Origin of the sequence: Xanthomonas sp. DAR 35659, assembly GCF_041242975.1 — a bacterium.
In the GTDB taxonomy this organism is placed as follows: domain Bacteria; phylum Pseudomonadota; class Gammaproteobacteria; order Xanthomonadales; family Xanthomonadaceae; genus Xanthomonas_A; species Xanthomonas_A medicagonis.
Genome location: NZ_CP162488.1, coordinates 1,925,269 through 1,944,591, shown reverse-complemented (window position 1 = coordinate 1,944,591; position 19,323 = coordinate 1,925,269). Strand labels below are relative to the sequence as shown.

At 70.7% G+C, this 19,323-nt stretch carries 12 protein-coding genes; 8 read left to right on the top strand and 4 right to left on the bottom strand.

All coding sequences use genetic code 11. The annotated features are described in order from the left end of the window. Nucleotides 1–200: 200 nt before the first annotated feature. Together AB3X07_RS08235 and AB3X07_RS08230 are read left to right on the top strand one after the other, a co-directional pair. The gene (locus tag AB3X07_RS08235; RefSeq protein ID WP_369944696.1) at nucleotides 201–1,466 is read left to right on the top strand and encodes an ectonucleotide pyrophosphatase/phosphodiesterase; all 1,266 of its coding nucleotides are present in this window, start codon (nucleotides 201–203) and stop codon (nucleotides 1,464–1,466) included. A 625-nt stretch (nucleotides 1,467–2,091) separates the two neighbouring features. Further along, the gene (locus tag AB3X07_RS08230) at nucleotides 2,092–3,486 is read left to right on the top strand and encodes a chloride channel protein (protein WP_369943941.1); all 1,395 of its coding nucleotides are present in this window, start codon (nucleotides 2,092–2,094) and stop codon (nucleotides 3,484–3,486) included. 300 nt (nucleotides 3,487–3,786) lie between these two features. Here AB3X07_RS08230 and AB3X07_RS08225 read toward each other — a convergent pair whose 3' ends face one another. Both AB3X07_RS08225 and AB3X07_RS08220 read right to left on the bottom strand, forming a co-directional pair. Next, nucleotides 3,787–3,972, bottom strand: coding sequence for a 30S ribosomal protein THX (locus AB3X07_RS08225; RefSeq protein WP_369943939.1), 186 nt, complete (start codon nucleotides 3,970–3,972; stop codon nucleotides 3,787–3,789). A 108-nt stretch (nucleotides 3,973–4,080) separates the two neighbouring features. Continuing rightward, a complete protein-coding gene (locus AB3X07_RS08220; protein WP_369943938.1) occupies nucleotides 4,081–4,494 on the bottom strand; it encodes a MerC domain-containing protein in 414 nt (137 codons plus the stop codon). 164 nt (nucleotides 4,495–4,658) lie between these two features. On the opposite strand from AB3X07_RS08220, the gene AB3X07_RS08215 reads away from it, so the two are divergent. The 5 genes from AB3X07_RS08215 to AB3X07_RS08195 all read left to right on the top strand — a co-directional run bounded on the left by AB3X07_RS08215 (nucleotide 4,659) and on the right by AB3X07_RS08195 (nucleotide 14,101). Further along, nucleotides 4,659–6,722 carry a TonB-dependent receptor gene (locus AB3X07_RS08215; protein ID WP_369943936.1) on the top strand — a complete coding sequence of 688 codons (2,064 nt, stop codon included), beginning with the start codon at nucleotides 4,659–4,661 and terminating at the stop codon, nucleotides 6,720–6,722. Nucleotides 6,723–7,392: 670 nt separating this feature from the next. Next, nucleotides 7,393–9,789 carry a TonB-dependent receptor gene (locus AB3X07_RS08210; protein WP_369943935.1) on the top strand — a complete coding sequence of 799 codons (2,397 nt, stop codon included), beginning with the start codon at nucleotides 7,393–7,395 and terminating at the stop codon, nucleotides 9,787–9,789. A gap of 272 nt (nucleotides 9,790–10,061) precedes the next feature. Then, a complete protein-coding gene (locus tag AB3X07_RS08205; protein ID WP_369943933.1) occupies nucleotides 10,062–10,895 on the top strand; it encodes a 2Fe-2S iron-sulfur cluster-binding protein in 834 nt (277 codons plus the stop codon). Then, a complete protein-coding gene (locus AB3X07_RS08200) occupies nucleotides 10,882–11,883 on the top strand; it encodes an FAD binding domain-containing protein (protein ID WP_369943932.1) in 1,002 nt (333 codons plus the stop codon). Before AB3X07_RS08205 ends, AB3X07_RS08200 begins: the two co-directional genes overlap by 14 nt. A 22-nt stretch (nucleotides 11,884–11,905) precedes the next feature. Continuing rightward, the gene (locus AB3X07_RS08195; RefSeq protein WP_369943931.1) at nucleotides 11,906–14,101 is read left to right on the top strand and encodes a xanthine dehydrogenase family protein molybdopterin-binding subunit; all 2,196 of its coding nucleotides are present in this window, start codon (nucleotides 11,906–11,908) and stop codon (nucleotides 14,099–14,101) included. Between the two features lie 280 nt (nucleotides 14,102–14,381). Here AB3X07_RS08195 and AB3X07_RS08190 read toward each other — a convergent pair whose 3' ends face one another. Together AB3X07_RS08190 and AB3X07_RS08185 are read right to left on the bottom strand one after the other, a co-directional pair. Continuing rightward, entirely contained in the window at nucleotides 14,382–14,987 is a 606-nt protein-coding gene (locus tag AB3X07_RS08190; protein ID WP_369943930.1) for a nucleotidyltransferase family protein, read from the bottom strand. Beyond that, nucleotides 14,984–16,042, bottom strand: a complete 1,059-nt coding sequence (locus AB3X07_RS08185) for an XdhC family protein (protein WP_369943929.1) — start codon at nucleotides 16,040–16,042, stop codon at nucleotides 14,984–14,986. The genes AB3X07_RS08190 and AB3X07_RS08185 overlap by 4 nt, the downstream gene beginning before the upstream one ends. Nucleotides 16,043–16,304: 262 nt before the next feature. Here AB3X07_RS08185 and AB3X07_RS08180 point away from each other — a divergent pair, with 262 nt between their 5' ends. After that, nucleotides 16,305–19,319 carry a PAS domain-containing protein gene (locus tag AB3X07_RS08180; protein ID WP_369943928.1) on the top strand — a complete coding sequence of 1,005 codons (3,015 nt, stop codon included), beginning with the start codon at nucleotides 16,305–16,307 and terminating at the stop codon, nucleotides 19,317–19,319. The last annotated feature ends 4 nt before the right edge of the window (nucleotides 19,320–19,323 follow it).

Sequence of the window (19,323 nt, the reverse complement as noted above, 5' to 3'; positions counted from 1 at the left end):
CAATCGTCGCCCACACCCACTGTAGGAGCGGCTTCAGCCGCGACAACCACCATCAGCAAACCCGTCGCGCCGAAGCCGCCGCCTCACAAAGCAACAACAACGCCATCACACACTCCAGCACCGCAGGCACGATCGTGCGGTACGCGCCACGCCATGTCTTCGCCAGGTCACCATGCGCGTCTTATGATGCGCCGATGACTTTGATCGCCCTACGATTGGCCGGCGCCTGCGCGGCGCTGCTGCTCGGCGCCTGCGCCTCCGCCCCTCCTTCCACCTCGCATGCACCGGACGCCGCGCACGCGGCGCCGGCCAGCACGACACCGCCGTTGCTCGTGCTGATCTCGATCGACGCGCTGCGCGCGGACATGCTCGGCCGCGGCCTCTCCCCGAACCTGGACCGGCTGGTGCGCGAGGGCGTGCGCGCGCAATGGATGACGCCGTCGTATCCGTCGCTGACCTTCCCCAACCATTACACCCTGGTCACCGGACTGCGCCCGGACCATCACGGCATCGTCCACAACAACATGCGCGACCCGGTGCTGGGCACGTTCGAGAAAAGCGACCGCGACGCGGTCGGCGACGGCCGCTGGTGGGGCGGCGAGCCGATCTGGGTCGGCGCCGAGAAGGCCGGCCTACCCGCGGCGAGCTGGGCCTGGCCGGGCAGCGAGGCGGCGATCCAGGGCGTGCGCCCGAGCCGCCAGCAGCCCTTCGACGAAACCGTCGCCCCGAACGCGCGGATCGACCAGGCACTGGGTTGGCTCGACGACCGCAGCGCCCCGCCGCCGCGGTTGCTGGCGCTGTACTTCGAGCAGGTCGACCAGGCCGGCCACGATTTCGGCCCGCAATCGGCGCAATACGCGCGCGCGATCGAACAGGTCGATGCGGCGATCGGCCACCTGCTCGACGGCCTGGCCCGGCGCGGGCAGTTGGAGCGCACCAACCTGGTCGTCGTCTCCGACCACGGCATGGCCACGGTGCCGGCGGATCACGTGGTCGCGGTCGAGGACATGGTGCCGACGCAGGATGCCGAGGTGATCAGCTACGGCCAGGTGGTCGGCATCGCGCCGCGCCCCGGCCAGCAGGCGCGGGTCGAGGCCAGGCTGCTCGGCGCGCATCCGCAGTACGACTGCTGGCGCAAGGCCGAACTGCCGGCGCGCTGGCACTACGGCAGCCATCCGCGCATTCCGCCGATCGTGTGCCAGATGCACGAGGGCTGGGACGCGCTGCCGGCCGCGCTCGCCGCCAAGCGCCCGCCCACCGGCCTGCGCGGCTCGCACGGCTACGACCCGGCGCTGCCGTCGATGCGCGCGGTGTTCGTCGCGCGCGGCCCGGCGTTCCGTCAGGGCGCGACGCTGGCGCCGATCGACAACGTCGACGTGTATCCGCTGCTGGCGCGCCTGCTCGGCATTCCCGCCGCGCCCAACGACGGCGATCCGCAGGCGCTGTTGCCGGCCTTGCGCCGTTGACGGCCGGGATTGGGGATTCGGGATTGGGGATTCGTGGAGGCAGCATTGCGGTGGTCTGATCGGCCGCGCGTGGGAGCGGCTTCAGGGCATCCCTAACAACGTCGGAAAGTGTCCTGTAGGAGCGGCTTCAGCCGCGACAGACACTGTCCGGCGAACCGTATTGCGCGGGATGATCTAGGTCAGTTCCGTCGCATCTACGCGTTCAGCGCCATGGTAGGGACGATCCCAGCGATGGAGGGTGCCTGTCGCGGCTGAAGCCTCTCCCATCAGGCAAGCTGCATCTGGATCGATCATCGCGAAGGCAGGCCGTCACAGGTGCCCTTCCGTCGCGACGCACCTTATCGGCAGCGCCCTTCGCGCCAGGGTTCCCACATCCGCTTACGACACGCATGCGCTGCGACGCACCGCGCACAGCGGCAACGGCCTGCTAGAGCGCTGCCAGGCCTTTCATGCGCTGCGACGCTTGCGCTGATGCAGCGATGCGTCAGGCCGTGGTGCGAAGCCCGCTGGAACACGCGTCAGATCCGGCGCGCCCGTCGCACGAAACGCCTCCCGCCCTGCGCGAGGCATGAATGCCCGCGCCGCCGACCGGGCCCGCGCCTGGCACGCGTGCGACAATTGGCGCATGACCTCGCCCGAATCCGCGCCGCGCCGCATGCGCCACCGCCTGCGCCCGCTGCTCTCGCACGACGGCTGGAAACAACGCGCCGTGCTGTGGGGCGGCGCCGTGGCCGTGGCGCTGGTGGCGATCGTGTTCGCCAAGGCCAGCGACGCGGCCTTCCACCTGTTCCAGCGCATCGTCGCGCACTCGCCGTGGTGGGCGCTGCTGCTCACCCCGAGCGTGTTCGCGCTGCTCGCCTGGCTGACCAACGGCGTGCTGCGCCCCACCCGCGGCAGCGGCATCCCGCAGGTGATCGCCGCCCTGGAGCGGCCCGACGACGGGTTCCGGCAGACCAACCTGTCGCTGCGCGTCTCCGCCGGCAAGCTGCTGCTGACCACCATGGCCTTATTCGGCGGCGCCTCGGTCGGCCGCGAAGGCCCGACCGTGCACGTCGGCGCCAGCCTGATGTACGTGCTCGGGCGCTGGTTCGGCTTCCGCGATGCGCGCCAGGCCTCGCATTTCCTGCTCGCCGGCGGCGCCGCCGGCATCGCCGCCGCGTTCAACACGCCGCTGGCCGGGGTGGTGTTCGCGATCGAGGAACTGAGCGGACGCTTCGAGCACCGCTTCTCCGGCACGCTGCTGACCGCGGTGATCGTCGGCGGCGTGGTCTCGCTGGGCCTGCTCGGCAACTACACCTATTTCGGCAAGGTCTCCGCGGCGCTGCCGCTGGGCCGGGCGTGGCTGGCGATCGCGTTGTGCGGCGCGGTCGCCGGCCTGCTCGGCGGCGTGTTCAGCCGCATGGTGCTGGCCACCGTCGCCGGCCGGCCGCGCTGGCTGGGCACGCTGCGCGGCCGCCATCCGGTGCTGCTGGCCGCGCTGTGCGGCGTGGCGCTGGTCGCGTTGGGCCTGGTGTTCGGCGCCGGCGCGTTCGGCACCGGCTACGAGCAGGCGCGCAGCCTGGTGCAGGGCCAGGCCAGCGTCGGCCACGAATTCGGGTTGATGAAGCTGCTGGCGAACCTGGTGTCGTACGTGGCCGGCATCCCCGGCGGCCTGTTCTCGCCCGCGCTGGCGGTGGGCGCCGGTCTCGGCCACAACCTGTCGGTGCTGATGCCGGACGTGGATCCGCGCACCTTCGTGCTGCTGGGCATGTGCGCCTACCTGACCGGCGTGACCCAGGCCCCGCTGACCTCGGCGGTGATCTCGCTGGAACTCACCGACACCAGCGACATGCTGCTGCCGATCCTGGCCACCGTGCTGATCGCGCGCGGCGCCTCGGCGCTGGTGTGCCGCACGCCGATCTATCGCGGCCTGGCGGAACAGCTGCTGCCGACCACCGCCGTCGCCGAGCCCGAACCGGAAACGACCTCGCTGGCCGCCGACCTAGCCGGCGACAGCGGCGCGGACGATCCGCCGCGCTGAGCGCCGAACTCCGCGGGTCGCTTCGCGCCGAACCCTCACCCCAACCCCTCTCCCGATGGGAGAGGGGCTTACGCAGTTCCTTCTCCCATCGGGAGAAGGTGCCCCGCAGGGGCGGATGAGGGGACGGGCGCAGCCTCGTGTACCCAAATCCGCGAGACGCTTTCGCGCCGGACCCTCACCCCAACCCCTCTCCCGGGGGAGAGGGGCTTAAATCGCGGCCCTGCGGGTGGCGGCACTTTTCCCGAGCACAAAAAAACGCGGCGCAAGCGCCGCGTCTTTCGTTACCGCCGGAAGCCAGGCTCAGCCGGCCTTGGCGACCGTCTTCTTGGCCACGGCCTTCTTCGCCGCCGGGCTCTTGACCACCGACTTCTTGGCGGCCGGCGCAGCGGCGCCCACGGCCACCTTGCTGACGTTGTGCAAGCGCGAATTGCCATAGCTGGCGTTGTAGCGCTTGCCCTTGGCGGTCTTGCGGTCACCCTTACCCATGCTCATCGACTCCTGAATGTGTGTGCGAAATCCCCGCGCGGTGCACGGGTTTGGCGAGGCAACGCGGTCGGCGCCCTCGCGCAAGGCCGGCAAGCCTACCACGTGCGCTCAGTGGGCGCAGCTTGCGTCGTGCACGTGGCCGTGGTTGAGCCGCAGGTTGAGCAGGTGCGCGAGCCCGACCAGGGTGCCGCCGAAGGTCATGATCGCCGCGTGCGGCGCGACCGCGTGGTGCAGCGCCGGCACCAGCATGCCGGCCCACAGCGAGAGCAGGCCGACCAGCAGCACGCCCAGCGCCTGCCAGGCGCGGTGGCGGCGGTAGCCCAGGACCAGGCTGAACAGGCCCAGGCAGGTCACGAACAGCACCAACGAGCGCTCCACCCCATCGCCCAGCCAGATGGACAGGCCCAGCGACGGCAGCACCGCCAGCGCCAGCGGCAGCAGCGCGCAATGCACCGCGCACAGCAATGAGCCGGTGGCGCCGAGGCGGTCGAGCAATGCGCGCAGATCGGAGGATGGCGACATGACTTCCAGCACAGTGGTGGTTGCGTTATGGAATAATATAACATCACCTGGCCGGCGACCAGTGTCGCCTCGCCTCCCCCACCTCCGTGCCTGTCCGCCGCCCGCGCGGCGAACGCGAGCGTCCGCGCTCGCCTGGATGCCTTTTCCTCTCACCCGGTATGCCTATGTCCTCCTCCCGCTCCCGTTCGCTCCATCGCACCGCGCTGTTCCTGGCGCTGGGCACCCTGCTCGGCCCCGCCCTGGCCCTGGCCGCCGACGCTCCCACCGACGCCGACGCCACCCCACCGGCCAGCGACAGCCGCCACAACGACGGCCATCGCCAGGGCCGGCATGTGAAGGACCTGGACGCGGTGGTGGTGACCGCCAGCCCGCTGCGCGACGCCGCCGGCGACCTGAGCCAGCCGGTCGACGTGCTGGCCGGCGAGCGCCTGGACGAGAACCGCGGCGCCAGCATCGGCGAGACCGTGGCCAGCCTGCCGGGCGTGCAGAGCTCCAACTTCGGCCCCGGCGTCGGCCGCCCGATCATCCGCGGCCTGGACGGCCCTCGCGTGGCGGTCCTCAGCGACGGCCTGGCCACGCAGGACGTGTCCACCGTCAGCCAGGACCATTCGCCGGCGGTGGAATCGTTCCTGGCCGACCAGATCGAGGTGCTCAAGGGCCCGTCCACCCTGCTGTACGGCTCCGGCGCGATCGGCGGCGTGGTCAACGTGGTCGACGGGCGCATCGCCGAGACCCCGGTGGACGGCGTGCACGGCCGCGCCGAGGTACGCGTCGACGGCGGCGACAAGGACGGCAACACCGACATGTTCCGGGTCGATGCCGGCAACGGCAGCGGCCTGTCGATCCACGCCGACGGCGTGTACCGCAACCAGAAGGACTACGACACCCCGCAGGGACGCCAGGCCAACTCCTTCCTCGATACCAAGACCGGCTCGATCGGCGCCTCGCTGGCCGGCGACTGGGGCTTCGTCGGCCTGTCGGCCTCGCGCTACCGCGACAACTACGGCAACCCGGGCGAACCCGGCGATCCGGCCGCCGGCGAGCGCGGCGTGTCGCTGCGCCTGCACCAGGACCGCTACGAGCTCAAGGGCGGCCTGACCGATCCGTGGGGCGACGGCAGCGCGCTGCGCTACAGCTTCGGCCACACCGCGTATACCCACACCGAGTTCGAGGGCGAGGAAGTGGGCACGGTGTTCAACAAGCGCGCCAACGAGGGCCGCGTGGAAGCCTCCTTCAGCTTCGGCGGCGGCTGGCAGACCGCGTTCGGCGTGCAGGGCAGCGACAGCACCTTCCAGGCGATCGGCGAGGAAGCCTTCGTGCCCAAGACCGACACCCGCGCGATCGGCGTGTTCGCGGTGGCGCGCAACACCTGGGAGCGCGTCAGCGCCGAGGTCGGCGCGCGCGTGGACAAGACCAAGTACCGCACCGACAGCGGCGCGGACCGCGACTTCACCCCGAACAGCCTCTCGCTCAGCGGCGGCTTCCGCTTCAACGAACAGTGGCGCCTGACCGCCAACCTCGACCACGCCGAGCGCGCCCCGGCCGAGGAGGAACTGTTCGCCGACGGCCCGCACATCGCCACCCTCGCCTACGAGATCGGCAACCCCGACCTCAAGACCGAGAAGGCGAACCAGGCCGAGCTCGGGCTGAACTTCAAGAACGACTGGGTCGATGCCAAGGTCTCGGCGTACTACAACCGCTACGACGACTTCATCTACATCGTCGATACCGGCGCGCAGTGGTTCCACGAGGAGGACAACGACTTCCTGCCGATCCGCCAGTGGACCCAGGCCGATGCGATCTTCCACGGCTTCGAGGGCGAGGCCACCTTCCACCTGGCCAACAACGACAACGGCGCCTGGGATCTGCGCGTGTTCGGCGACACGGTGCGCGCGCGACTGAAGGACGGCGGCAACCTGCCGCGCATCGCGCCGGCACGCTATGGCGCGCAACTGCGCTGGGACGCGAACAACTGGCGCGCCGCGCTCGGCGCCACGCGCTACCAGAAGCAGGACAAGGTCGCGGTCGAGGAGACCCCGACCGCCGGCTACACCATGGTCGATGCGCACCTGGCCTACCACGTCGATGCCGGCGCGACCGCATGGGAAGTGTTCCTGGACGGCAACAACCTGACCGACCAGGACGCGCGCGTGCACACTTCGTTCCTGAAAGACGACGTGATGCTGCCCGGCCGCAATGCCTCCTTCGGCGTGCGCCTGTTCTTCTGACGCCGCGCTCTCCCGCACGTCAGCGAGGCCGCCTTCGGGCGGCCTTTTTTTTTAAGACAGCCTGCAACGGCTGACGCGCCGCGTGCATCGCACGCCTCGCGAGGCAGCGAGCCACAGCCAGCCAACGCAGTCGACGCCGCGCGTCGCGACCAGAGCACGATGCGCAATCCACGATGCAAGGACGCCTCAAGCCGCGTGCCCGCGCCGAACGCAGCTGTGCAATGTAGGAGCGGCTTCAGCCGCGACATCGGCCCTGGGAGTGCATTGATTGCGGAGGATATCCGTCGCGGCTGAAGCCGCTCCTACAGGATGCTCTCCGGCGGGCATTGCGCCTGCGCAATGCATGCGCGGATGCGCCTGGCGTTGAGTGCGCCATGCACACGTCTCACCGCGCCATCGGCGACAAAGCGCGCAACCGGCATCAGGCGCGACCTCGCGGATCTTGCCGCGGGCCCATGCCCATGACAGCGCAAGCCTGCGCATCCCATCACGCAATCGCGGCCTATACCGCGGCGCACAACAGTGTTGCCGCACAACGGCGTTACAAAGGGCGCGGCGCACAGCCCCCGCTGCGCGCCGCGCCGGACCCGTTCTCGCGCATGCGCGTGCGACACGCGCGATTCGCCACCGCCGGCGCACCGTATTCGAATGAAGAAAGGAGAGATTCTTCATGAAGCCCACCCTGTCCCTGCGTTTGCTGCCTCTGTCCGTCGCCGTCGTTCTGCTCGCGCCACCAGCGCTGGCGCAGACCGACCCCGCCACCGCCACCGATGCGCCGGCCGCGCAACCCGACGCCACCACGCTGGATACCGTCGTCGTCAGCGGCACCGCGCGCTTCAAGGGCCTGCGCAAGCGCGACGCCAGCTTCTCCATCACCACCGCCACGCCCGAGCAGATCCAGCAGGCGGTGCCGCAGAGCAGCGCCGACCTGCTGAAGATCGTCCCCGGCGTGTGGGCCGAACCCAGCGGCGGCGGTACCGGCGCCAACATCTTCGTGCGCGGCATGCCGTCGGAGGGCGACGCGCCGTTCGTCACCTTCCAGCTCGACGGCTCGCCGCTGTTTCCGCCACCGACGCTGTCGTTCCTGGAAAACTCCACGCTGTTCCGCACCGACGACACCATCGAGCGCATGGAGGTGCTGCGCGGCGGTTCCAGCCCGATCTTCTCCAACGGCCAGGCCGGCATCACCGCCAACTTCATCCAGAAGCAGGGCCAGGACGAACCGGAAGGCAGCGTGCGCCTGACCGGCGGCAGCGACAATCTGCGCCGCATCGACCTCTTCAACAGCGGGCCGATGGGCAACGGCTGGTACTACAGCATCGGCGGCTTCTTCCGCGAGACCGACGGCGTGCGCGACCCGCAGTTCTCCGCCGACAAGGGCGGCCAGTTCAGCGCCACCCTGAGCAAGCGCTGGGACAGCGGCGACCTGACGTTCTACGCGCGCCACACCGACGACAACAACGCCTTCTACACCGCGATCCCGCTGCTGTCGCGCAACAACGGCAGCGACCTGTCCAGCTTCCCCGGCCTCAACGCGCAACGCGGCACCCTGCTCAGCAACGACTTCCGCAACGTCACCTTGCCGGTGGGACCGAACGGGCAGACCATCCAGCGCGATCTGGCCGACGGCCGCGGCGTCAACATCGACGTGTTCGGCGGCGAACTGAACTGGCAGGTCGGCGACTGGACCCTGGCCGACCGCTTCAGCGTGATGGGCGGCGACGCGCCGACCTACGCGCTGTTCACCGGCGATGCGCCGCAGCGCCTGGGCGATTTCATCGCCGGCTACGGCAGCGTCGGCAGCGGCCGCTACACCAATGGCGGCGGCGCGGTGGATCCGGACCAGCAGGTGCTGGAGGCCGGCTGGTGGTCGGTGGACAAGCGCCTCAACGCCTTCACCAACGACCTGCGCCTGAGCCGCGAACTGTTCGCCGGCAACACCCTGACGGTGGGCAGCTACTACGCCAGGTACACCTCCGACGACACCTGGTATCTCGGCAACAGCATGCTGCTGACCGCGCAGAACCATGCGCGGCGCATCGACGTGGACCTGGCCGACGGCCGACGGCCGACCCGCGATGGCTTCACCAGCACCGCCTTCTTCGCCCTACGCGCGCACTACAAGGGCGAGAACAGCGCGGTGTTCGTGGCCGACGAATGGGAACTGGACGAACGCCTGCGCCTGGACCTGGGCGTGCGCTACGAGCGCCAGCGCGTCACCGGCAGCGTGCACGACACCGCCACCGTGGACCTGGACGGCGATCCGGCCACGCTGTACGACAACGCCACCTCGATCTCGCTGCCGAGCGCGCGCCGCATCGACCAGGACGACAACGCGCTGTCGTGGACCGCGGGCCTGAACTTCAAGCTCGACGCGCACAACAGCCTGTTCGCGCGGGTCAATTCCGGGGTCAAGTTCCCGGGCTTCGACAACCTGCGCGACGGGCAGACCAAGGTGCAGGACATCGACCAGTACGAACTGGGCCTGAAATCCGGCGGCGCCGCCTACGACCTGTACCTGACCGCGTTCTACAACACCTTCAAGAACTCGCCATTCCAGGCGTTCCTGGCCAACGGCGAGAACTTCACCACGGTCGGCGATTCGCGCGCCTACGGCCTGGAGGTGGAAGGCGCGATCCGTCCGTTCGGCGGCTTCGAACTGGCCGGCACCGGCGTGTGGCTGGATGCCAAGTACCGCAACTACCGCGAATTCACCGGCAACCAGGTGATGCGCCAGCCCAAGCGCCAGTTCCGGCTGACCCCGAGCTACTACTGGATGCTGCCGTTCGGCGACCTGCGCGTGTTCGCCACCTACTCCTACATTGGCGAGCGCTACGCGGATCTGGCCAACAGCCAGCGCCTGCCGTCCTACGACATGCTCGACGTCGGCGCCAGCCTGCATGCCGGCGATCACTGGGAATTCACCGCCAGCGGCAGCAACGTGACCGACGAACTGGGCCTGACCGAAGGCAACGTGCGCGTGCCCGGCGCGGCCACCGGCGGCGTGTTCATGGGCCGCCCCATCGCCGGCCGCCAGTACCAGGTCTCGGTGGCGTACCGCTGGTAGCGATGCGTGGGCAATAGCGCAATGCCCCTGTAGGAGCGGCTTCAGCCGCGACAGACACCCCAGACAGGTCCTGTCGCGGCTGAAGCCGCTCCTACAGAAGGCGCGCGCGGCGCCTCTTCGCACATCCTTCGCGGCGGCGCTGCAATCCTCGGACAGGTCGCCATCGCGCGTCCGTTGCCGGCTTCGACGGCGGCGCCGCTACCCAGGTCGTACCGCCTGCCTCCGCCGCGCCACGCGCGGCGGCGCGGCGGTCCCCCAGGCAGGAGAGACCGATGCAGCACGATCCCCATCCGTCCCAGACAACGCCCGGCAGCGCCGAAGCGCCGCAGGACGCGCCGCTCAGCGCCGACGAGGCCGCGCTGGCGCGCCGGCTCGGCATCAACGGCCTGTCCCGGCGCGAATTCCTCGCCCTGCTCTCGGCCGCCGGGCTGAGCGGCGCGGGCGGCCAGATCGCCTTCAGCGAGGCCGCCTTCGCCGCGCCGGCGAGCGCGCCGACGCCGCCGCAGAATGCGATGCCGGTGACGCTGCAGGTCAATGGCCAGCGCCACGCGCTGCGGCTGGATCCGCGCACCACGCTGCTGGACGCGCTGCGCGAGCACCTGGCCCTGACCGGCACCAAGAAGGGCTGCGACCACGGCCAGTGCGGCGCATGCACGGTGATCGTGGACGGCGAGCGGCGGCTGTCCTGCCTGACCCTGGCCGCGCAGGCCGAGGACACGCGGATCACCACCATCGAAGGCCTGGCCGACGGCGAACGGCTGCATCCGATGCAGGCCGCGTTCGTGCAGCACGACAGCTTCCAGTGCGGCTACTGCACGCCGGGCCAGATCTGCTCGGCGGTGGCGCTGCTGGAGGAAATCAAGCGCGGCGACGCCAGCCATGTCAGCGCCGACGTACGCCAGCCGGTGACCGCGCTCAGCGACGCCGAGGTGCGCGAACGCATGAGCGGCAACATCTGCCGCTGCGGCGCCTACCCCAAGATCGTCGCCGCGATCCAGGACGTGCACAGCGGCGGCGCGCCGCGGCCGCTGACCTGGCGCTACGTGGACCAGTCCGAGCTGACCGCGCTGAAGATGGCGAAGGAGGTGGCCGATGACGCCGTTTAAGTACCAGCGCGCCAGTTCCGCCGAGGACGCGGTACGCCGCGTCGCCGCCAATCCGCAGGCGCGCTTCCTGGGCGGCGGCACCAACCTGCTGGATCTGATGAAGGAAGGCGTGACCGGCGCCGACGAGATCGTCGACCTGACCCGGCTCCAGGACCTGGCCGAGATCGCCGAGACCGCCGAGGGCGGCCTGCGCCTGGGCGCGCTGGCCAACAACACCCGCACCGCCAACCATCCGCTGGTGCGCGCGCGCTATCCGCTGCTGAGCCAGGCGATCCTGGCCGGGGCGACGATGCAGCTGCGCAACATGGCCACCAACGGCGGCAACCTGCTGCAGCGCACGCGCTGCGGCTACTTCTACGACACCGCCCTGCCCTGCAACAAGCGCAGTCCCGGCAGCGGCTGCGGCGCACGCGAGGGACTCAACCGCACCCATGCCATCTTCGGCCACAGCGAACACTGCGTGGCGGTGCACCCTTCCGACATGTGCGTGGCGCTGGCCGCGCTGGACGCCACGGTGCAGGTGCGCACGCCGGCCGGCACGCGCCGCGAGATCGCCTTCGCCGACTTCCACCTGCTGCCCGACGCGCGCGCCGACCTGGACAATCAACTGGCGCATGGCGAACTGATCGAGGCGATCGTATTGCCGGCGCCGCGCTTCGCCGCGCACAGCCACTATCTGAAGGTGCGCGACCGCGCCAGCTATGCCTTCGCCCTGGTTTCGGTGGCCGCGGCGCTGGCGCTGGAGCCGGACGGGCGCATCGGCGAGGCGCGGATCGCGATGGGCGGCGTGGCGCACAAGCCGTGGCGCGCGCACGCCGCCGAACGCGCCTTGCGCGGGCAGCGCGTGGGCGAGGCCGCCTTCGCCGCCGCCGCGCAGGCCGAGATGGCCGCGGCGCGTCCGCTGGCGCACAACGCCTACAAGGTACCGACGGGCACGCACGCGATGATCCGCGCCCTGCATCGCGCCAGCGGCGGCGACGCCGCGTGAGTGCCGAACCGGAGACTGCGCAATGAACTACATCGGCAAGGAAATGCGCCGCGTCGACGGCTACGCCAAGGTCACCGGCAAGGCGCGCTACGCCGCGGAATTCCAGATCCCGCATCTGGTCCACGGCTACATCCTCACCAGCACGATCGCCAAGGGCCGCATCGTGCGCATGGACACCCGCGCCGCCGAGGCCGCACCGGGCGTGATCAAGGTGCTGACCCACCTCAATTCCATCAAGCCGGTGTCCGACGCGGTCAAGAAGAAGGGCGAGGACCTGTCGTTCCGCGCCCTGGTCGACGATCGCATCCATTTCAGCGCGCAACCGATCGCGGTGGTGGTCGCCGCCAGCTTCGAGCAGGCGCGGTACGCGGCGCGGCTGATCCAGGTCGAGTACGCGCAAGAAACGCCGCAGACCGATTTCGTCGCGCTGCTCGACCAGGCCTACGACCCGACGCCGGAGCAGTCGCCGAAGCCGCGCGGCACGCCGGCCGCGGCGTTCGCGGGCGCACCGGTCAAGGTGCAGGCCGCGTACACCATGCCGATCGAGCACCACAACCCGATGGAACCGCACGGCGGCATCGGCTACTGGATCGGCGACACGCTGACCGTGATCAACAAGAGCCAGAACGTCCACCAGGACCGCGAGCAGTTGGCCGGCTATTTCGGCATCCCGATCGAGCGAGTCAACGTGGTGTCGCTGTTCGTCGGCGGCGCGTTCGGCTCGTGCCTGCGTCCGAACTACTACACCTTCCTGCTCGGCGCGGTGTCCAAGGCGGTCGGGCGCCCGGTCAAGATCGTCTACACCCGCCGGCAGATGTTCAGCGGCCACGGCTACCGCCCCTACTACCGCGTGGAGCTGGCGCTGGGCGCCGACGCCGCCGGCAAGCTGCAGGCGATCCGCTACCGGCACGTACTGAACACCTCGCGCATCGAGGCGTTCAACGAGGCGTTCCTGCGCAATGCGCGCGGGCTGTACGCCTGCCCCAACGTCGAGGACCGCTTCGAAGTGGTGGACACCGACCTGCCGACGCCGCAGGCGATGCGCGCGCCCGGCGCGATCAGCCAGATGTTCGGCATCGAGTGCGCGATGGACGAACTGGCCTACGCGCTGAAGATGGATCCCTTGCAGCTGCGCCTGGCCAACTACGCCGAGACCGACCCGGAGACCGGCAAGCCATTCTCCAGCAAGGCGCTGCGCGAGTGCTACCAGTTGGGCGCGGAGACCTTCGGCTGGAGCAAGCGCACCCCCGAGCCGCGCTCGATGCGCGACGGCCGCCTGCTGGTCGGCTGGGGCATGGCCACCGGCACCTGGCCGGCGATGCAGATGCCGGCGCTGGCGCGGGTGCTGCTCAAGGCCGACGGCAGCGCCGTGGTCGGCAGCGCCACCGCCGACATCGGCCCCGGCACCTACACGGTGATGACCCTGATCGCCGCCGAGTACCTGGGCCTGGACGCCAAGCGCGTGCAGTTCGAACTCGGCGACACGCGCCTGCCGAAGGCGCCGTCGCAGGGCGGCTCGTGGACCACCGCCAGCGTCGGCAGCGCCATCCACGGCGCCGCGCGCGAGATCCGCGGCAAGCTGCTGGAGCTGGCGCGGCAGGATGGCCAGGCCGCCTTCGCCGGGCTGGACGTGGACAAGGTGGAACTGGCCAACGGCCGCCTGCGACCGCTCGGCAAGCCCGAGGCGGGCCTGGAGGTGACCAGGTTGATGCGCCAGCACGGCCTGCAGGAACTGGAAGTGGTGCACGAATCCAAGCCTTCCGCAGAGCGCAAGAAATACGCGACCGCCGCGCACGGCGCGCAGTTCATCGAGGTCAAGGTCGATCCGGATACCGGCATGGTGCAGGTGACCCGGGTCATCGAGGCCACCGCCTGCGGCAAGATCATGAACCCGCTGACCTCGCACAGCCAGGAGATCGGCGCGGTGGTGATGGGCATCGGCATGGCGCTCAGCGAGGGCACCGAGGTCGATCATCGCTACGGGCGCATGCTCAACGCCTCGCTGGCCGACTACCACGTGCCGGTCAACGCCGACGTCCAGCAGATCGAGACCATGTTCGTCGAAGAGCAGGACCGCGTCGTCAATGCGCTCGGGGTCAAGGGCATGGGCGAACTGGGCATGGTCGGCATTCCCGCGGCGATCGCCAACGCAGTGTTCCATGCCACCGGCAAGCGTATCCGCGAACTGCCGATCACCCCGGACAAGCTGATCGGTTGAGGCGAGGCCATCGATGCGAGGCGCGATGTTGGCAGCGGTGCGATAGCCTCGCCATCGAGCGAAATCCACCTTTCAACCTGCCCTGCCCTCGCGATCCCTACAGGAGCGGTTTCAGCCGCGACGAACAAAGCGGCCCGCCATCCGATGCCGGACGCAGTCGGGACTGAAGTTCCTCCCACAGCACACCAGCCACCCACCCGCAAATCCCTGTAGGAGCGGCTTCAGCCGCGACGAACGAAGCCGACGACCATTCCGTCTTCAAGCCACCGCAACACCCACGTTACGGATCCAACCAACCGCGCTCCACCGCCGCCAGCAGATCCTGCGGCGTGTCCACATCCAGCGCCAGCGCCGGCGCAACGATGCAGCCGAGGCTGTCCGGCGCCATCGCGTCGAACAGCGCGCGCAGGCCCTGGTCGCCCTGCAGGCGCAGCGCGCGCCAGCGCGGCTGCGCCACCACGACGGGCATGCCGCGGATGCCGGCGTAGCCGCTGACCGCGCAGCCGGACGCGGCGCGACCCGCCGCCGCCAACAGATCCTGCAGGTGCGCCGCTTCCAGCGCCGGCTGGTCGCAGCCCAGGATCAGGCTATGGCTGAGCGCGGCATCGCCCTGCACCGCCGCACGCAGACAGGCGAGGCTGCCGCCCATGCCCGCGGACCAGTGCGGATTGCGCACCAGTTCCACCGGCAATCCGTCCAGCAGCGGACGCAGCGCCGCGTCATGCGCGCCCAGCACCACCACGCAGCGCGCCGGCGCGGTGGCCAGCGCCAGACGCACGGTGCGCCGCAGCAGCGGCTCGCCGTCGCGGGTCAGCGCCTGTTTGAGCTGACCAAGGCGGCGACTGCCGCCGGCGGCCAGGATCAAGGCCGCATGCGTCGCGTTCATCGCCCACCCCCGGCCTGCAGCGGCACCGGCGTCGCCATGGCCCGTGCCTCGGCATCTGCGCACGGCGTGGCGCCACGCAGCGGCGGTACCGCGTGCAGTTGCGCCGGCGCGGCGCGGGTCGCCTGCAACTGCGCGGCGATGCTCAGCGCGATCGCCTCCGCGCCGCTGCCGCCGAGCCGCAAGCCGATCGGCGCATGCAGCCGCGGCCGCAGTTGCGCCTGCTGCTGCGGTCGCAGAAGCCGGAACAGATCCTCGCGCCGGCGCGCCGGCCCGAGCAGGCCCACGAACGGGATCGCGCTGGCCGCCAGCGCCTCCAAGGCCTCGCGGTCCAGTTCGAAGTGATGGTGCATCACCAATGCCGCGTCGCTGTCGGCGCACGCGGCCAGCGCGCGCGCCGGCATGCAGGCCAGGGCCTGGTCGGCCAACGCCGCCTGCGCCACCCAGCGCGGGCGCTGCTCGACCAGTGTGGTCATCCATCCCAGTTGCCGCAGCAATGGCACCAGCGTGGCGGTTTCCGGGCCGGCGCCGAAGACGCTGACCCGCGGCGGCGGCGGAATCCGCACCTGCCCGGCGCAGGCGGTCGCGCCCTCCCACGCACGGCACGGCAGGCGCCACTGCAACGTGGCGTCGGCCACTGCCGCGACGATGCCGCCGTCGCCATCCAGCGCCAGGCTCAGGCCGCCGCGCCGCTGCAGCCATGCCTGCGCCAGGCGCGCGAAGCCGGGCAGCGCCGGCAACGGCAACAAGGCCAGGTGCAGGCGTCCGCGGCACCCCACCGCCGAGCCGGACAACAGATCGGCGTCGTCGCGCGTGTCGATCTCCATCCATGCCACCTCGCCGGCGGCCGCCGCGCGCGCCGCGCAGCGTGCGATCTCCGGCTCCAGGCAACCGCCGCTGAGCCAGCCGTGCTGCGCGCCATCGGCCCCGAACAGCGCGATCGCACCAGCGCCCGCATAGGTGGAACCCTCGCTGCCCATCACCACCGCCAGCACGGCGGGTGCGCGTTCCTGGCAGGCGACGAGAGCGGCGTGGAGACAGTGGCGGGCGGCGGACATGCGATCGCGCGGGCGGGAATGGAAGCGCCAGACTAAGCAGGCCTCCGTGAAGACACGATCCGTTCGCGCTCGGCCACCGCGTCGCACCGGCCTGCGTCCCCTCGCCGCGCAGGCGCGGCACGGCGTCCCGTACGCCATCCCCGCCACGGCGCGCGCGGCCGGCGGCCCGGCAGCGGCCGCGCGCATGAACGCCGGATCACGGCCGCCGCACGACGCTCCGGTAGAGTACCGCCGTCGACCAGCACCACATCGCACGCCCCCCATGAGCCTCGACCACCCGACTCCCGACGCCGCCGCCGATGCGGCGGCGTTCCTGCGCGGCGGCGGCCAGACCGGCGCGCTGATCGGCCGCTTCGACTGGTCGCGCACCTCGGTGGGGCCGTTGCCGCAGTGGCCGCAAAGCCTGCGCACGGTGACCGCGCTGCTGCTGCGCTCGCCGCTGCCGATCGTGCTGCTGTGGGGCCCGGAAGGCATCATGATCTACAACGACGCCTATGCCGTGTTCGCCGGCGCGCGGCATCCGCAACTGCTCGGTTCGCAGGTGCGCCAGGGCTGGGCGGAAGTGGCCGAGTTCAACGACAACGTGATGAAGGTGGGACTGGCCGGCAAGACGCTGTCGTACAAGGACCAGGAACTGACCCTGCATCGCCACGGCCGGCCGGAACAAGTGTGGATGGACCTGGATTATTCGCCGGTGCTGGACGACGACGGGCGGCCGGGCGGCGTCATCGCCTTCGTCGTGGACACCAGCGAACGGGTGCGCGCGCAGGCGCAGATCCAGGCCGAACGCACGCGCCTGGCGCGGCTGTTCGACCAGGCGCCCGGGCTGATGTTGATGCTGTCAGGCGCGGAGCACGTGATCGAACTGGCCAACCCGGCGTTCGTGCGCCTCAGCGGCGGCCGCGCCCTGCTCGGACGGCCGATCCGCGCCGTGCTGCAGGAGCTCGCGGAACAGGAGTTCATCGACATCCTGGACAACGCCTACCGCACCGGCACCGCCGTCGTCGCCAACGCGGCCAAGATCCAGTTGCGCCACGACGGCCAGGCTTCCGAACGCATCCTCGATTTCGTCTGCCAGCCGGTGACGGGACCCGACGGCCAGGTCACCGGCATCTTCGTCGAAGGCCACGACGTCACCAAGCAGCATCTGGCCGCCGATGCGCTGCGCGCCAACGAGCGCCGCCTGCGCTTCCTCGACGCGCTGAGCAAGGCCACCGCCGCCAGCACCGACGCCAGCGTCGTGCTCACCACCACCACGCGCATGCTCGGCCAGCACCTGGACGTGTCGGTGTGCGCCTACGCGGACATGGATGCGGACCAGGACGGCTTCACCATCCGCGGCGAATGGAACGCCTCGGGCTCGCGCAGCATCGCCGGCCACTACAGCCTGGCGGCCTTCGGCCAACTGGCGGTCGCCAGGCTGCGCGCCGGCCTGCCGCTCGTGCTGGACGACAACCGCGTGCAGTTGCCGCCGGAGGAGGCGGCCACGTTCCAGCGGATCGGGGTCACCGCCACCATCTGCATGCCGCTGGTCAAGGAAGGGCGCCTGACCGCGCTGATGGCGGTCCACGACAAGGATCCGCACCGCTGGACCCAGGAGGAACTGGCCTTGCTGACCGAGGTCACCGAGCGTTCCTGGGCGCACATCGAGCGGGTGCGTTCGGAGACGCAGCGCAGGCTCGACGAACAACGCTTCCTGCGCGAACTGGAGCGCAAGGTGGACGAGCGCACCGCCGAGCTGGCGCAGAGCCAGTCGCATATCCGCACCGTGCTGGAAACCTCGCATCTGTTCCAGGGCCTGCTGGACCTGGACGGCCGCCTGCGCTACACCAACGCCACCGCGCTGCAGGGCATCGCCGCGCGCCTGGACGACATCCGCGGTTGGCCGCTGTGGACCACGCCGTGGTTCGCCGGCACCGAGGGCGCACCGGAGCTGGTCGAGGCGGCGGTACGCCGCGCCGCCGCCGGCGCCACCGAACACATGAGCATGACCTTGCACTTGCCCACCGGCGTGCGCGCCTTCGACCTGTCGCTGCGGCCGGTGCTGGACCCGGCCGGCGCGGCGGTCGGCCTGGTGTTCGAGGCGGTGGAGATGACCGCGCGGATCATGGCCGAGAAGGCGCTGCGGCAAGCGCAGAAGATGGAGGAAATCGGCAACCTCACCGGCGGCATCGCGCACGACTTCAACAACCTGCTGACGGTGATCCTCGGCAACCTCGAACTGCTGCGCGCGCGCGTCCCCGACGACCCGCGGCTGCAGCGGCTGCTGGACAACGCCACCGCCGGCGCCGAGCGCGGCGCCGCGCTGACCGCGCGCATGCTGGCGTTCGCGCGCAAGCAGGACCTGCAGACCGAACGGCTCGACGTGAAGGCCCTGGTCGAGGGCATGACCGACCTGCTGGAACGCTCGCTGGGCGCGACCATCGCGCTGCAGCTGCAATTGCCGGCGCACCTGCCCGCGGTCGAGACCGACGCCAACCAGTTGGAAACCGCGCTGCTGAACCTGGCGGTCAACGCGCGCGACGCGATGGACGGCCAGGGCCGCATCCTGATCGCCGCGCGCGCGGCGCAGCGCAGGCACGCGGCCGACGGGCTGCGTCCCGGCCGCTACGTGTGCCTGGCGGTCACCGATACCGGCACCGGCATGGACGAGGCCACGCTCAAGCGCGCCGCCGAACCGTTCTTCACCACCAAGGGCGTCGGCAAGGGCACCGGCCTGGGCCTGTCGATGGTGCATGGGCTGGCCCAGCAATGCGGCGGCGCGCTGTTGATCCACAGCACGCCCGGCCTGGGCACCACCGCGGAAATCTGGTTGCCTGCCGCCAGCGCGGAGGTCGCTGTCGCCGCCGCACCGGCACCGCGCGCGTCCGCGGCGCCTGCGGGCGCGGCCGGCCCGCTGGCGATCCTGGTGGTGGACGACGATCCGCTGGTGCTCGCCAACACGGCGCAGATGCTCGACGAACTCGGCCACCACGTCACCGTCGCCGACTCCGGTCCCGAGGCGCTGCGCCGGTTGCAGCAGCGCAGCTTCGACCTGGTGGTGACCGATTACGCGATGCCGGACATGACCGGCATGCAACTGACGATGGCGATCCGCGCGGCGCGGCCGGCGCAACCGATCCTGCTGGTGTCCGGCTACACCGACCTGCCGCCCGGCGCGCACCCGCAGTTGCCGCGCCTGCCCAAGCCGTACACCCGCGCCGGCCTGGCGCGTGCAGTGGCGGAGGCGGTCGGCGCAGGCGCAAGCGAAGCGGCGGCAGCGGCCTGCAAGAACTAGGCGG